Here is a 13357-nt window from a genome sequence, read left to right as displayed (position 1 = left end):
TCCCTCAGAAAGGGTTGATCATCGGCCGGGTGGAAAGCTTCAGATAGCCGACATTGGCGCCAAGGCGCACCCCAAGACCGGTGCGGATCGGAACCAGGTGTACGCCACGATTGGTCAGGGCAGTAACCCCGACGCCGCCAACCAGATAGGCGGAACCCGAAACGCCGAAATAGCGCCGGTAAAGGGTCGGCACATCGGGCAGGTTATAGACCAGCATCATGGTACGGTTACCGTCAATGCCATAGTCCCAGCCAATCGAGGGTCCCTGCCAGAACACCTTGTGGTCGCCGGCATTCTTTGTGTAGAGCACGCCTTCGCCATAGCGCAGTCCGCCGATAAAGGCGCCGCCAGCCTCTTCACCGAGAATATAGCCGTTGGGCATGCCGCGTTCGGCGAAAGTGCGCTCAATGGCGGAGGCAAGTGCACCGGAGGTCTTGCCGAAGAAATTATGGCCGGCGTCAACGATCTCCTGTGCCGAGTAGTGCTGGCTGGCCTGGGCGTTGGCCGGTTTGGCATTTGCCAGCAAGACGGAAAATACAGCCACGAAAAACGCAACCTGCAGGATGAAACCGAGAATCCTGCGGCCGAGGGGTGCTGTGGCGGCATTTCCCGAGCCCGGCGCATTCCAGATAAGTTCTGACATGAAAAACTCCTTCCCGCGTTGAAGGGGTGTGCATTGCGGTTTGGTGAAAAAACTATGAACGCAATTGCTTGCCAGAAGGTGAATCAAATGTGGCAAAGCAATGAAGTTTGACGGCCGAAGGCCTGTTTGCGGGATTTCGGCGTGGGTGGCGGTGTTGAGATGCTTTAACGCAGCCGGTTCATTGTGTAACCCTAGGTCAGCATTCAACATGTGATTCGGGGCGGCCTCGCACGGATGCTGCGGTTTTGAATGCAGGACAATGGCCGGAACCTGGGGAAGGAACCGGTGATTGCCATCAATGGCGCTGTTGCAGCCTCCTCCGGGTTGAGCTGCCAAGCCGGATTGCCGATCAATGGGGCCTGCCCGTAACAGGGCAACAAGACGGGGAAACCAATGCCAGCCTTGCCAGACATATCCGCAATGGATCTTGCCGCACTTTTGTGCAGCCGCGTGTGCCATGACATCATTTCGCCGGTCGGAGCGATCGCCAACGGGCTTGAACTGCTGGATGATGACAGCGATGCCGAAACCAAGGAGATCGCAATGGGGCTGATCCGTTCCTCGGCCACCAACGCCTCGTCCAAACTGCAGTTTGCGCGTATCGCCTTTGGAGCGGCAGGTTCAGCCGGTGCCGACATCGATACCGGCGATGCCCAGGCCGTTGCCCAGGGATATTTCGCCAATGAAAAAAAGACCGAACTGGAATGGTCAGGTGAGCGGGCGCTGATGCGCAAGAACAAGGTGAAGCTGTTGCTTAACCTGCTGCTGGTTGCCTTGCATGCGATTCCCCGCGGCGGCAAGATTTCCGCGAGTTTTGAAGACCCGAACGGCAAGCCGAGCTTCAAGGTTGTCGCAAACGGTACCAATGCCCGCGTGCCGCCGGTATTCCTCGACCTGTTGAACGGTTCCCATGACGAACCGCTCGATGCCCATGGCGTTCAGCCGCTCTACACGCTGAAACTTGCCCAAAGCGAGGGCATGGAAGTCAGCGCCAGTCTGGACGGCGAAAATGTGGTGTTCGAAGCCAAGGCAGGCTGAAGAAAAGCCCGTTAAAAAAAGCAAAGCCGCCAGCCCCGAAGGGCTGACGGCCGCCATTGCGTTATGGTCATCGGATGTTCTGGGGCGTTATTATCCTCAGGCCTCCCGCAATCTCCAGTTTCTTGCCGTTCTTACGAAACGGAAGAAGATTGTGATGTGTATTTTGTCACACTGGAGGCTGCCCCGAAGCGCTGCTGCGTCTTTACTGCCCGTTAACGCTAAAGCATGCTGATCGTCCGGTTCAGCGGTGCCGGCAAGCCCGTTTACCGAATCTTTTTCCACCTTCGATAGGATGTGCCCCACCTGGCACTGCAGAAATGCGCGGGCGGGAAGCCGCTGCCGAGTATAGGTCAAGGAAGAATGCAATGAAGATTTTCATGATTGCCGACGATTCCCCGGTCATCCGCAAAGTTGCCAAGCGGATTATCGAGGACCTCGGTTTTGTTGTGGTTGAGGCTGCCGACGGTCTCCAGGCCCAGGCGATGTGCGCCGACAACATGCCGGACGGCATTCTGATCGATTGGGACATGCCGGGAATGGACGGCCTTGAGCTGGTTCAGTGGCTTGGCGCCTATCCCAAGGCGGACAAGCTGAAAATACTGTTTTGTACCAGCGAGGTGAACGTACCGTTGTTGACCCGGGCAAAGCGGGCCGGGGCCGGCGGATTTCTGCTGAAGCCGTTTAACCGGCAGATGATTGCAAAGAAGTTCGGTGAAGTGGGCCTGCTTGAAGAGCCACCGGTGGCAGCATAGAATCTGAGCAAAAAAAACCCGCCGTTACGGCGGGTTTTTTTTCGATTGCTTTTGCAGTTGTCAGACAGCTTCGGCCATTTCGCTGGTTTCGGGCTCGCGCAGCACATAGCCGCGGCCCCATACCGTTTCGATGTAGTTGAGGCCGCCTGCCGCTGCTGCAAGTTTCTTGCGCAGCTTGCAGATGAACACGTCAATGATCTTCAGTTCGGGCTCATCCATGCCGCCATAAAGATGGTTGAGGAACATTTCCTTGGTGAGCGTCGTTCCCTTGCGGAGGGAAAGAAGCTCCAGCATCTGGTATTCCTTGCCGGTGAGATGCACCCGGGTGCCGGCAACTTCCACGGTCTTCGCATCCAGGTTGACGACCAGGTCACCGGTGGTGATCACAGACTGGGCGTGGCCTTTCGAGCGGCGTACGATGGCATGAATGCGGGCGACCAGCTCGTCCTTGTGGAAGGGCTTGGTCATGTAATCGTCGGCGCCAAAGCCCAGTCCGCGGACCTTGTCTTCAATGCCGGCGAGGCCGGAAAGAATCAGAATGGGTGTCTTTACCTTGGAAAGACGGAGTGTGCGAAGCACCTCGTAACCGGACATGTCCGGCAGGTTGAGATCCAGCAATATGATGTCGTAGTCATATAGCTTGCCGAGATCGACGCCCTCTTCACCGAGATCGGTGGTGTACACGTTGAAACTTTCGGATTTAAGCATCAGCTCAATGCTCTGAGCCGTAGCGCTGTCATCCTCAATCAGCAGAACTCGCATTCTGGATCCCCTTCTTTAATGGCCGCATCCATCCGGTGTTCCAATCATTGCCTCGTCGCCGAAACACCGTACGCATCTGAATTGGTTTCAGAATACTGATGGCAAATGGTTAACAAAATGTGATTCTTTAGCGCAAGAGCAAAAGCCTGACTCCAGAAATAATTCTTAACCGACTGATTTTTAATGAAAAAATATTATGTTCAGAAATTAACAAGACACCTTAACAAATTGCTTCAGTGACAGTTTTCCAGAAGATCAAGCAAAAACGAATCTTTTTCACAGGTTTTTGGAGTGTGTTTTCGGGCGGGTTTACCGGCTCTTAAGAGAAGCGGTTTATGCTTAAAGGAGCGGGTAAACGATCCGTTATCGAAGATGGAACGAGCCGTGATTGCACAGTAGTCCGTATTGCGGGCTGTGGGGCAGCAAACATAGTGCCAGCCGGTGGTGTTTTGTACCGGTCAGGGCAGTTTGAGGGGATTTCAAGGAGTACTGAGTATGAAATCGCGCGACAACCTGCTTCGATTGAAGCATTTCCAGGTGCAGGAAAAGACACGCCAGCTTGCCCAGATCGACATGATGCTGGCCGAGTTCGAGCGCATGGCCGCCGATCTGCAGGCTCAGATCGATGTCGAGGAAAAGAAAGCCGGCATCACCGATGTTTCGCACTTTGCCTATCCGACCTTTGCCAAGGCAGCCAGAAGCCGGGTGGAGAACCTGGAAACCTCGATTCGCGAATTGAAGGAAAAGCGCAGCCCGGCGGAGGAGGCGCTCAAGGAGGCGGAGGAAGAATTGCGCAAGGCAGAGCTGAAGGAAGCGCGAGGCGGTGGCGCAGAGGCAGTTGATCCTGTCGTCGAAGACCAGATCGAGCGGCGCATGATGATCGGCTGATGGCTTGAATTCACCAATGGGTGCAAATCGGTACAAGGGCGGCTTTTAGCCGCCCTTTTTTGTGCTTCGTCCTCGCTGGCGGCGGGATGTTGTAATGAAGCACAAAATGCTTCAATGTCCACGGCGGAGGAAGCTTGAACCAACTTGCCATGTCCGCACTAGGGAGGATGTTTCATGGCTTCTGCAAAAAGCAAAGCTGCCGCCAAAAGCGGTTCAGCCAATCAAGCCGAGGGGCGCCGGCCACCGCCGCAGGCGCTTCAAAGTCAGCGGCTGGAAATCGCTGACATCGGGTACTCGGTTGCTGCCGGGTGGCGCGATTTTGTCCGCCGGCCGCTGTTGAGCGGTTTCTTCGGACTTTTCTACTGTCTTTTCGGCTTGGCCTTTCTGGCAGGGCTGTTATGGCTCGACCGGGTGTGGCTCATTCTGCCGCTGGCCGTCGGGTTTCCACTTGTCGCGCCGTTCGCTGCCGCAGGACTTTACGATATTTCGAGACGGCTGGAGCGCGGCGAGAAATTCGGCTGGCGTGATGTGTTCACCGTAATCTGGGCTCAGCGAAACCGGGAAATGGGGTGGATGGCCTTTGTCACCCTGTTCGTTTTCTGGTTCTGGCTGTATCAGGCGCGGCTTTTGCTGGCGATATTTCTGCAATCGCAATCCTTTTCCACGTTTGACCGGTTTGTCGAAGTTGTTGCCACGACCACCAATGGGTGGCTGTTTTTGGGCGTTGGTACTGTGGTTGGCGCCTTTTGGGCCAGCGTGCTGTTTACCGTTACGGTGATCTCCATGCCGCTTTTGCTCGACCGGCAGATCGATTTCGTGTCCGCCATGGTCCTTTCCGTCAAAACAGTATTTCAAAGTCCGGTGGTCATGCTCGGCTGGGGACTTGTGATCGCGGCACTGATGCTGGCCTCCATGATTCCGGCATTTGTCGGACTGATTGTGGTACTGCCGGTTTTGGGGCATGCGACCTGGCATCTTTACCGGCGGGCAATCAAGGCTACCAAATAAGGGACGGCCGGGATTGTGAATGTATCACTGCCTGTGGGCGAATGTGCCCGGTGGCGGTGTGCATGCAGAAAGTTGGAGCAGATGTAATCGATGATGAGGGTGCGGCCCTATCTGCTGCTTGCGGCGGCGATCTTCTTCGGTTTGGGGATTTCACTGCCGCTGGTGCGGTTTGAAAAGCTCTGGCTTTTTTCCGAAACGCCGTCGCTTCTGGGCCTCGTTTACGGGCTGTGGCAGGAGGGCAGCCTGTTTCTGGCGGTCATCGTCGGGCTGTTTTCCCTTTGCTTTCCGGTTGTCAAAATGGCGATCGCCTTCCGTGCGGCGATCAATGGCAATGCCTTGCCGAACTGGGCCGGAATGCTGTCAAAATGGTCGATGATGGACGTTCTGCTGGTGGCAATCGTGATTTTTGCGGCGAAGACCAGCGGACTTGCCACCGCAATCTCCCAGCCGGGAATCTGGTTTTATGCGCTGTCCGCCATCCTGCTTGCGGTTGCCAGTTTTGAAACGCAAAGCGCTGGCGGTAAACGCTGAATCTGAAAAGTTGCCTGGAAGAATCACCTGCCAAAATGCAGAAAAGGTCTTCCAGCTTTTGCTGAAAGACCCTTTCGCCCGCTCCGTAACCTGCAGAAAAGACGACCCCCATCCTTCTTTTCAGCAGTGTTGTGGAGCTATTCTTTTAGTGGCGGTAATCCTGAATGCGCGTCGTTCTCAATCCGGCCAGGCCATGATCGTCAAGGGAAGCCTGCCAATTGAGGAACTCTTCGACCGTCAGCGTATAGCGCTCACAAGCCTCCTCAAGCGACAACAGGCCACCGCGAACGGCTGCCACCACTTCCGCCTTGCGCCGGATAACCCAGCGGCGCGTATTGGTGGGGGGAAGATCGGCAATCGTCAGCGGACTTCCATCCGGCCCGATTACGTATTTCACCCTGGGTCTAACCTGATCGGTCATCGAATTACTCACTACTCACTACAAAAAGACCAATTCCTGCCGTGATCCTGCCACGACAGATTTAAATTTCAGCTAATGGCTTGGTTAGAATTGGGTAAGAAAGGTTTACAATCAGCAGGACTTCATACTGTCTTGCCCGGCGCAAAGACGGCCCTTGCTTCCATTGCGACCCGCCCGCCGGGAAGGGTAGCAGCCAGATCAATGCCGCCTTCGTGGTGATGTGTCGGGCCAATCGAGAAAGGCTCCAATCCCTCGATGGTATTGAGCGCGCGGAATTCGAATGACCGCAGGGCGCCGGGTGCGTGATGCGCCGCCAGCCCCATCAACAGGGTTGCCGTCAGCGGGGCGTGAAAGATGATGCCCCCATATCCCTCGACATCGCGGGCATAATCAGCGTCGTAATGGATGCGGTGGCCATTAAGTGTCAGTGCTGAATACCGGAAAAGCATGACAGGATCGGGCCGTATTTCACGTGCCGGCTTAGTGTTTTCTGAAACCGGCGGAATTGATGCTTGCTGTGCGGGCTTCTTCTGTCCGGATGCTTCTTCTCGATAGACGAGGGTCTGTGTTTCGCACACAAGCACTGTGCCATCCTGATGAACGTCGTGTCTGAGGGTGACGAAAATGAGCGGGCCGGTTTTGCCATGCTTTTCCTCGATGGCCTCGATCACAGTTCTTTTTTCGGCCGGCTTGCCTGCAACGGGTCTCGCTGCAAATTCAAGCTTTCCCGATGCCCACATGCGCCGCTTCAACGGCAGTTCAGGGATGAAAGTGCCTGGCGCTTCATGTCCGTCGCGTCCCAGCGCATCGGCTTCCGGGGCTTCATTGAAAAAGCACCAATGCCAGCCATTGGGCCAGCCATTGGGGCAGATTGCACCGGAACCTGCAGCGTGAAACAGCGCGGATGGGGACCGGTCGGTTTGAAGCCCGCGCAGCGTCGAGGCCAAATGGTCGATGCGGTTTGGCAACAGAATGTCGCTGACGGTTTTCGTTTTGCCGATATGGCTGGCGTATTCCGGCATGTCCCAGCCTTTCATGGTGCCTTGCTGCGGCAACCATAAATCAGCCACGTTTGGCGGTACAAGGCTTGCGGGCCGCACACGTTAATCTTCAGGCGTAGTTAAAGGGGCAAAAATGCGTTTGTTGATGACAGGCGGCCTGATGGCTGCGGGGATGATTGTCCTTTCCATGCTTTCACCAGCACTTTCCCAGGCCAATGCTGCAGCAGCTTGCGGCCGGGCAAGCTGGTATGCACTCCACTCAAAGACAGCCTCAGGGGAAATGATGAACCCGTCGGCGATGACGGCAGCCCATCCCAGCTACCGCTTCGGTACGAAGCTCAAGGTCACCAATCAGCGCAATGGCCGCAGCGTCATTGTGCGGATCAACGACCGGGGACCGTTTGTGAAGGGGCGCATTGTCGATGTCTCCAGGGCGGCAGCCGGCAAACTTGGCATGATCCGTTCAGGTCATGCGCCGGTCTGCGTGCAGCCGGTGAGCTGATTTACCGTTCCCGCTACCAGCAAGGCAGTGTTTTACAATCGGATAGCAAAGCCCTATATCAGGCCTGATGTTGGACGGTGCGGCCTTTAACTGCGCATGATCTGGACGAAACCGATGCTGAACTCACTTGATCTGCCAGGACGGCCGGAAGATACCCGCGTGGTTGTTGCCATGTCGGGCGGCGTGGATTCTTCCGTTGTTGCCGGCATTCTTGCCCGCCAGGGCTATGATGTCGTCGGCATGACCCTGCAGCTTTACGACCATGGCGAAGCGGTGCACCGCAAGGGTGCGTGCTGTGCCGGACAGGACATTCACGATGCCAAGCGGGTCGCTGAAACGCTCGGCATTCCCCATTATGTGCTCGACTATGAACAGCGCTTCAAGGAAGCGGTGATCGACCCGTTTGCAAAATCCTATATCGATGGCGAGACGCCGGTGCCCTGCATCGCCTGCAACCAGACGGTCAAGTTTGCCGACCTGCTGGCAACGGCTAGGGATCTGGGCGCGGCGGCGCTTGCGACCGGTCATTATATCGACTCGCGGCTGATCGATCCTGAAACCGGACGGCGCGCCCTGTACCGGCCGGCCGATGAAAGCCGCGACCAGAGCTATTTCCTGTTTGCCACTACCCAGGAGCAGGTTGATTACCTGCGCTTTCCGCTGGGTGGTCTGCCGAAGGCCGAAACGCGGGAGATCGCCCGCGGACTGGGCCTGACCATCGCCGACAAGCCGGACAGCCAGGACATCTGCTTCGTTCCGAAGGGCAAATATTCCGACATCATCGCGAAGCTTCAGCCGGAAGCGAGCGAGGCGGGCGATATCGTCCATCTCGATGGGAGGGTGCTTGGCCGCCATGACGGGATCATTCATTATACCGTCGGCCAGCGGCGCGGCATTGGCATTGCCGCCGGAGAACCGCTCTATGTGATCCATCTCGACCGCGAAACCAAACGCGTTGTGGTCGGCCCGCGGGAAGCGCTGTCCACCTGGCGGCTGGAACTGCGCGACGTCAACTGGCTTGGCGATGGCCCGCTTTCTGCAATCCCTGAAGATGGCTTGCCGATCTTTGCCAAGGTGCGTTCGACCCGGCCGCCGGCAGAGGCCCGGCTGCATGTTGGCGACGGCGTGGTGGCGGTCGATCTTTGCGAGGGCGAAACCGGCGTTGCGCCGGGTCAGGCCTGTGTTTTCTATGAAGACGACAATCCGAATGGCCGTGTCCTTGGTGGCGGGTTCATCCGCCGTTCCGAACGGGCGCAGGAGGCAGAGCGCCAGCTACAGGCGCTGACCGGCGAGGCGCAGGGCGCCCGGGTGGCGGGTTGATCCGTATCCAAAGCTTCTGCTTGTCCCCGAAACGGTCTTCAGAAAAGAGAAATGGTCTGCTTCGCGAAGTGTTGAAACGCTTGACAGGGCAGGGGGCGGTTTTTTATATGCGCGGGCGTTTGCCGGGCTTTGCCCGCGCACCCATCCGGACATGTGGCTTTCGTAACCCTGTGCTTTCCGCAGGTTATCGGTGCCAGTGTTTGGGGCCAGTGTTTTGGGCCCGATGTTCAGGGTGCCGGTTTCCGGATCAAACGGCCTGATGGCGGAGTAGCTCAGTAGGTTAGAGCAGAGGAATCATAATCCTTGTGTCGGGAGTTCGAATCTCTCCTCCGCTACCAATCCCCCCAAATAAGCCATTGATTTTACGGACAAATCCGTGTCAGTGTGGCGCGGCGGCGCCTTTGGCACAGATCGGCGATAGCTTTGGCACAAAAAATCAGGATTTCTAACGCCTGAAGGCGCCGCATGGCCATCAAATGCTGGCGGTCTGCAGCCTCACACACGTTCCAGGAACGCTTCCCTGAAGCTCTCGGCCTGCTTTGTGGCTTACATATTTTATGTTGTAAGCTTGGGAAGCTGGTGTTGAGTTACGGCTGGCCGCCTGGACCGGACATAGGACGCGCCCCATTTTGGCTGGTCGAAGTCACCGGCAAATATGGTGAGACCGTCGCGACGGCCGACAAGACAATGTGCATCCGCCACGCGCCAACACGCGATCAAGGAGGGCTGATTGCAAAATTTCGCTCTTTTCCAGCCAGCCATGACACCCCATTGCGCAGATTATCGTCAATTATCCATCGTTGAATTCATGGCGGTATTGTTCCGGTAAACCTCAATAATTAAGGTAAATAATAGATTACGCGAGTGATACCAGCATTGCTTGTCTACAATCTGCATCTGTTCTTCTAAGCTGTACCGAATTGTTCTTTTTAATTCCACGCCACAGAAAGGCTTTGGGGAATTATGGGCGGCATGGAGCAAGAGGAGTTCAGGCAAGTGGGAGTGGAAGATGACCGGATCGATATTTCTAGGTTCCAGTTCATATGCAGTCAATGAACAGGAAGGTACGCTAACCGTTACCATTGAGCGCACCGGCGATTTGAGCGGGCCGGTCACTGTACAGTATGCGACCAATCCCGATAGCGCGTCCCAGGCACTCGATTTTCTCGATGCCGATGGATCGGTAACGATACCAGCCGGAGTGAACCAGGCAACCATCGTTGTTTCCATTGTCGATGATGCGCTTTCGGAGCCAACAGAGAATTTCAATTTCTCCCTGATCAGCGTATCAAGCGGCGCGCTGCTGTTTCCGCGAACCGCAAATATCCGGATACTGGACGACGAAAACCCCGTCACCGACCCCGTCGACCCGCCACAGGTCAGCGATTTCGATGTGACTACCCAAAGCATTGTCACCGACCTGTCCAGTCCGTTGAACATGGAGTGGCTGCCTGGTAGCGCAAATCAGGCACTGGTTGCAGAGCAAGGGGGACGGATCAAGCTGGTCGATACCCAGACCGGATCGGTTGAGGCGACCCTGCTGGATATTTCGCTACAGACCAATCACAATGCCGATCGCGGATTGATGGATATCGCCATTCATCCCGACTTCGACAACAATCCCTACATCTATCTGTTTCACGTAGTCGATCCGCCGGAGAGCGATGGCGCGAGCGGAAATGCCGGGCTGAACGGATCGGGTAACCGGTACGCCCATGTGGTCCGCTACGAAATGGACACCAGCGGCGCCCAGCCGGTCATTGACGAAACCACCAAGACAATTCTGGTCGGTGGCGCTGGGCAATCCTTGTCCGATATCGCCGGCAATGGCGCGTTGAATTACACCCAAGTTCAACATGAGAACGAACCGGCATCCGATGTGGACCCGGTGACCGGCGAATACAAGCAGGACTACATCAAGGTGGATAGCCAGTCCCATGCGGGCGGTGCCCTGGCGTTTGGCCCCGATGGCGCATTGTACATTTCCACCGGGGATGGCGTGTCCTTTGACTTCGCCGACGCGCGTGCGGATTCGGTGCAATCGGTTGATGCACTGGCAGGAAAAATTCTGCGGGTGGATCCGCTTACCGGCGACGGCCTGGCGGACAATCCGTTCGTGCAGCCAGGCGATGATCTGTCACTTAATTCCTCAAAAGTCTTCCAGATGGGATTGCGTAATCCCTATGTGATCACCTTTGCTGAAGATGGCCGCCTGTTCATCAGCGAGACCGGGTGGTTTTCTTCCGAGGAGATCAACCAGGGAGCGGCAGGAGCGAATTTCGGATGGCCGTACTTTGAGGGCGGCGACAGCGGCATTCTCGAAAGAACACCGGTTTACGAAAACCTGCCGAACGCGGCAGCCTTCTACACGGCGGTGGATAGTGACGATATCGACATCACCGCTGCATATCGTGCTTTCTCGCATCTGGAAGCGGATCCGGGTTACTCCATGGATGCAATCGTAGGCTCGAGCAGCGTTTACACCGGAGACCAGTACCCGAACCTGTTTGAGGACGATTATTTCTTCCTGGATATTGTCGACAGAGATCTGTTTTCCGTCGATATCAATGACCGTACCCAATTGAACTATGTCACAACCCTGGGTCCAAGCGATTTCTACGTCAATTTCGTTCAGGGGCCGGACGGTTACATGTATGGCGTGCATTATTCCGGTTCCGTCGATCGTATTGAGATTGTCGATCCAAATCCGGCAAACTCAGCGCCCTTCGTTACAAATCCGATTGAAGCGCAGATTGCCACCACTGGTGATGATTTCGGCTTTCAGGTTCCGGCAAATGCCTTTGTCGACCCCGATAGCGACACGCTTCAATACACAGCGGCACTGAGCGACGGTTCGGCACTGCCGGCCTGGCTTTCCTTCGATGGCACGACGGGCGCATTTTCCGGTACGCCGGGATTGGCCGATCAGGGAAGTTTCGCCATCTCGGTTGCGGCTTTCGATCCTGAGGGCCTTAGTGCCGCTGACGTGTTCCAGCTTCAGGTGGCCGAGCCGAATTCAGCCCCGGTGCTGACCAATCCCGCAGTACGACAGATTGCGACGGGCGGTGAAGCATTCACCTATGCGTTGCCAGCAGACATGTTTGTCGATGATGATGCATTCACACGTTCAGCAACGCAATGGGACGGCAGCGCGTTGCCGGGCTGGCTGGGTTTCGATCCGCAAACAGGAACCTTTACCGGTTCACCAACCAATGGCGATGCCGGGATGCTGATCGTAACCGTGAGCGCAACGGACTCCATCGGCCAGACTTCCAGCGACAGTTTCCTGATCACTGTGCTTGAAGGCGAGCCGGAGCCGGACGCGCCGGTATTGGATAATCCGATTGCCGATCTGACCACGACCGAAGAGGCCCCGTTCAGCTATACGATTCCCGCCAACACGTTCAGCGATCCCAATGGTGATGCGCTCACCTATTCGGTAACCAACGCGGACGGAAGTGCACTTGCGGCGTGGCTCTCGTTCGACGCGGCCAGCCGCACCCTGTCGGGCACACCGGATGATCCCGAAGTGGGTACGGAAAATCTGCGCGTAACCGCAACAGATCCCGGCGGACTTTTTGCAAGCGACAATTTCGATCTGACAACCACCGCGGTGAACGATGCTCCGGTCGTGGCAAGTCCGGTTGCCGATCAATCCGCACAGGAAGGCAGCGCCTATTCCTTCTTGCTGCCGGCAGGCACATTCACCGATGCTGATGATGCAAGTCTGACACTGTCAGCAAGTCAGGCCGATGGCAGCGCCCTCCCCGCTTGGCTGAGTTTCAACCCGGCAACCGGCGCGTTTTCGGGAACTCCGGGCGCTGGGGACACGGGAGCGGTCGATATCCGGGTAACCGCAACGGATAGCGGTGGACTTGCGGCCAGTGACGACTTCGTACTGACAGTTGGCGCCGGGACCGGCGAGACCCTGTATCAGAACGTGCCCGGTGTGACCCAATATCTAACGGGCACCACGGAAAACGACATTTTCGTAATCGATGCTCCTGCCGCCGGGTTTGGCTGGGACACCACCCAGGACGGCACGGGGATAGTCGTTTGGGGGGCTGGAAGCCACGATATCCTGACCAATTTCGAAGCAATCCGCTTCAACGACATTACGATTCCGCTGGTTCAAACCGGCAATGTCTATTCCGATGTTCCCGGCGTCACCCAGTTTCTGACCGGCCAGAGTGCGGACGATACATTTGTTATCGATGGCAATTCCGCAGATTACGGCTTTGATGCAACCCAAGATACGCTAGGCGTGGTTGTCTGGACGGACGGGGGAGATCACGACATTCTCTATGACTTCGAAAATCTCCAGTTCAACGATACGACGATCGTGCTTGCGGATTTCGATCTGTAATCACGATCCGGTTGCAGCCCTGATCAGCGGTTTCGTGTCCTCACGCGTTCATTCAGCCGGGCTGTTCACCTGCCGGGGATGCAGCCGTCCGGGCCGACCAGAACAGTGACAGGAGGGCCAAGTGC

Annotated in this window: 12 protein-coding genes and 1 tRNA gene; 9 read left to right on the top strand and 4 right to left on the bottom strand. The window is 56.4% G+C overall.

Going from position 1 to position 13357, the window contains the following annotated elements; translation table 11 throughout:
- Positions 1-4: 4 nt before the first annotated feature.
- Entirely contained in the window at positions 5-643 is a 639-nt protein-coding gene (locus BVL55_RS12710; protein ID WP_083649527.1) for a DUF1134 domain-containing protein, read from the bottom strand.
- A gap of 393 nt (positions 644-1036) precedes the next feature.
- Between BVL55_RS12710 and chpT the strand changes: the two genes are divergently transcribed.
- Together chpT and BVL55_RS12695 are read left to right on the top strand one after the other, a co-directional pair.
- Positions 1037-1681 (top strand): histidine phosphotransferase ChpT, encoded by a 645-nt coding sequence (gene chpT / locus BVL55_RS12705; protein ID WP_075997210.1) that lies wholly within the window; start codon positions 1037-1039, stop codon positions 1679-1681.
- Positions 1682-2046: 365 nt separating this feature from the next.
- Positions 2047-2433 (top strand): response regulator, encoded by a 387-nt coding sequence (locus tag BVL55_RS12695; RefSeq protein WP_075997208.1) that lies wholly within the window; start codon positions 2047-2049, stop codon positions 2431-2433.
- 60 nt (positions 2434-2493) lie between these two features.
- Here BVL55_RS12695 and ctrA read toward each other — a convergent pair whose 3' ends face one another.
- Positions 2494-3195: a response regulator transcription factor CtrA gene (gene ctrA / locus BVL55_RS12690; RefSeq protein WP_075997207.1), complete on the bottom strand. Its 702-nt coding sequence runs from the start codon at positions 3193-3195 to the stop codon at positions 2494-2496.
- A gap of 495 nt (positions 3196-3690) precedes the next feature.
- On the opposite strand from ctrA, the gene BVL55_RS12685 reads away from it, so the two are divergent.
- The 3 genes from BVL55_RS12685 to BVL55_RS12675 all read left to right on the top strand — a co-directional run bounded on the left by BVL55_RS12685 (position 3691) and on the right by BVL55_RS12675 (position 5622).
- Positions 3691-4083: a flagellar export protein FliJ gene (locus BVL55_RS12685; RefSeq protein WP_075997206.1), complete on the top strand. Its 393-nt coding sequence runs from the start codon at positions 3691-3693 to the stop codon at positions 4081-4083.
- A gap of 174 nt (positions 4084-4257) precedes the next feature.
- A complete protein-coding gene (locus tag BVL55_RS12680; RefSeq protein WP_083649526.1) occupies positions 4258-5091 on the top strand; it encodes a DUF2189 domain-containing protein in 834 nt (277 codons plus the stop codon).
- Positions 5092-5181: 90 nt separating this feature from the next.
- Positions 5182-5622, top strand: coding sequence for a paraquat-inducible protein A (locus tag BVL55_RS12675; RefSeq protein ID WP_075997205.1), 441 nt, complete (start codon positions 5182-5184; stop codon positions 5620-5622).
- A gap of 145 nt (positions 5623-5767) precedes the next feature.
- Here the strand turns inward: BVL55_RS12675 and sciP are convergent, their stop codons facing one another.
- Both sciP and BVL55_RS12665 read right to left on the bottom strand, forming a co-directional pair.
- Positions 5768-6043: a CtrA inhibitor SciP gene (gene sciP / locus BVL55_RS12670; RefSeq protein ID WP_075997204.1), complete on the bottom strand. Its 276-nt coding sequence runs from the start codon at positions 6041-6043 to the stop codon at positions 5768-5770.
- A gap of 122 nt (positions 6044-6165) precedes the next feature.
- Entirely contained in the window at positions 6166-7080 is a 915-nt protein-coding gene (locus BVL55_RS12665; protein WP_075997203.1) for an HTD2 family dehydratase, read from the bottom strand.
- 124 nt (positions 7081-7204) lie between these two features.
- On the opposite strand from BVL55_RS12665, the gene BVL55_RS12660 reads away from it, so the two are divergent.
- The 4 genes from BVL55_RS12660 (at position 7205) to BVL55_RS12645 (ending at position 13232) form a co-directional block, all read left to right on the top strand.
- Entirely contained in the window at positions 7205-7546 is a 342-nt protein-coding gene (locus BVL55_RS12660) for a septal ring lytic transglycosylase RlpA family protein (RefSeq protein ID WP_244530508.1), read from the top strand.
- 114 nt (positions 7547-7660) lie between these two features.
- Positions 7661-8866 (top strand): tRNA 2-thiouridine(34) synthase MnmA, encoded by a 1206-nt coding sequence (mnmA, locus tag BVL55_RS12655; RefSeq protein WP_205410798.1) that lies wholly within the window; start codon positions 7661-7663, stop codon positions 8864-8866.
- Between the two features lie 261 nt (positions 8867-9127).
- Positions 9128-9204: transfer RNA gene (locus BVL55_RS12650), tRNA-Met, on the top strand.
- Positions 9205-9875: 671 nt separating this feature from the next.
- Positions 9876-13232, top strand: a complete 3357-nt coding sequence (locus tag BVL55_RS12645; protein ID WP_075997201.1) for a putative Ig domain-containing protein — start codon at positions 9876-9878, stop codon at positions 13230-13232.
- Positions 13233-13357 lie beyond the last annotated feature (125 nt).

The sequence above is a fragment of the Salaquimonas pukyongi genome, assembly GCF_001953055.1.
Taxonomy (GTDB): Bacteria; Pseudomonadota; Alphaproteobacteria; order Rhizobiales; family Rhizobiaceae; genus Salaquimonas; species Salaquimonas pukyongi.
This window is presented reverse-complemented; position numbering and strand designations above follow the sequence as displayed.

Coding starts and splice junctions, on each gene's coding strand:
- BVL55_RS12685 (WP_075997206.1), top strand. CDS start 3,691: ATGAAATCGCGCGACAACCTGCTTCGATTGAAGCATTTCCAGGTGCAG.
- BVL55_RS12695 (WP_075997208.1), top strand. CDS start 2,047: ATGAAGATTTTCATGATTGCCGACGATTCCCCGGTCATCCGCAAAGTT.
- BVL55_RS12645 (WP_075997201.1), top strand. CDS start 9,876: ATGACCGGATCGATATTTCTAGGTTCCAGTTCATATGCAGTCAATGAA.
- ctrA (WP_075997207.1), bottom strand. CDS start 3,195: ATGCGAGTTCTGCTGATTGAGGATGACAGCGCTACGGCTCAGAGCATT.
- chpT (WP_075997210.1), top strand. CDS start 1,037: ATGCCAGCCTTGCCAGACATATCCGCAATGGATCTTGCCGCACTTTTG.
- BVL55_RS12675 (WP_075997205.1), top strand. CDS start 5,182: ATGATGAGGGTGCGGCCCTATCTGCTGCTTGCGGCGGCGATCTTCTTC.
- BVL55_RS12680 (WP_083649526.1), top strand. CDS start 4,258: ATGGCTTCTGCAAAAAGCAAAGCTGCCGCCAAAAGCGGTTCAGCCAAT.
- BVL55_RS12660 (WP_244530508.1), top strand. CDS start 7,205: ATGGCTGCGGGGATGATTGTCCTTTCCATGCTTTCACCAGCACTTTCC.
- mnmA (WP_205410798.1), top strand. CDS start 7,661: ATGCTGAACTCACTTGATCTGCCAGGACGGCCGGAAGATACCCGCGTG.
- BVL55_RS12710 (WP_083649527.1), bottom strand. CDS start 643: ATGTCAGAACTTATCTGGAATGCGCCGGGCTCGGGAAATGCCGCCACA.
- sciP (WP_075997204.1), bottom strand. CDS start 6,043: ATGACCGATCAGGTTAGACCCAGGGTGAAATACGTAATCGGGCCGGAT.
- BVL55_RS12665 (WP_075997203.1), bottom strand. CDS start 7,080: ATGAAAGGCTGGGACATGCCGGAATACGCCAGCCATATCGGCAAAACG.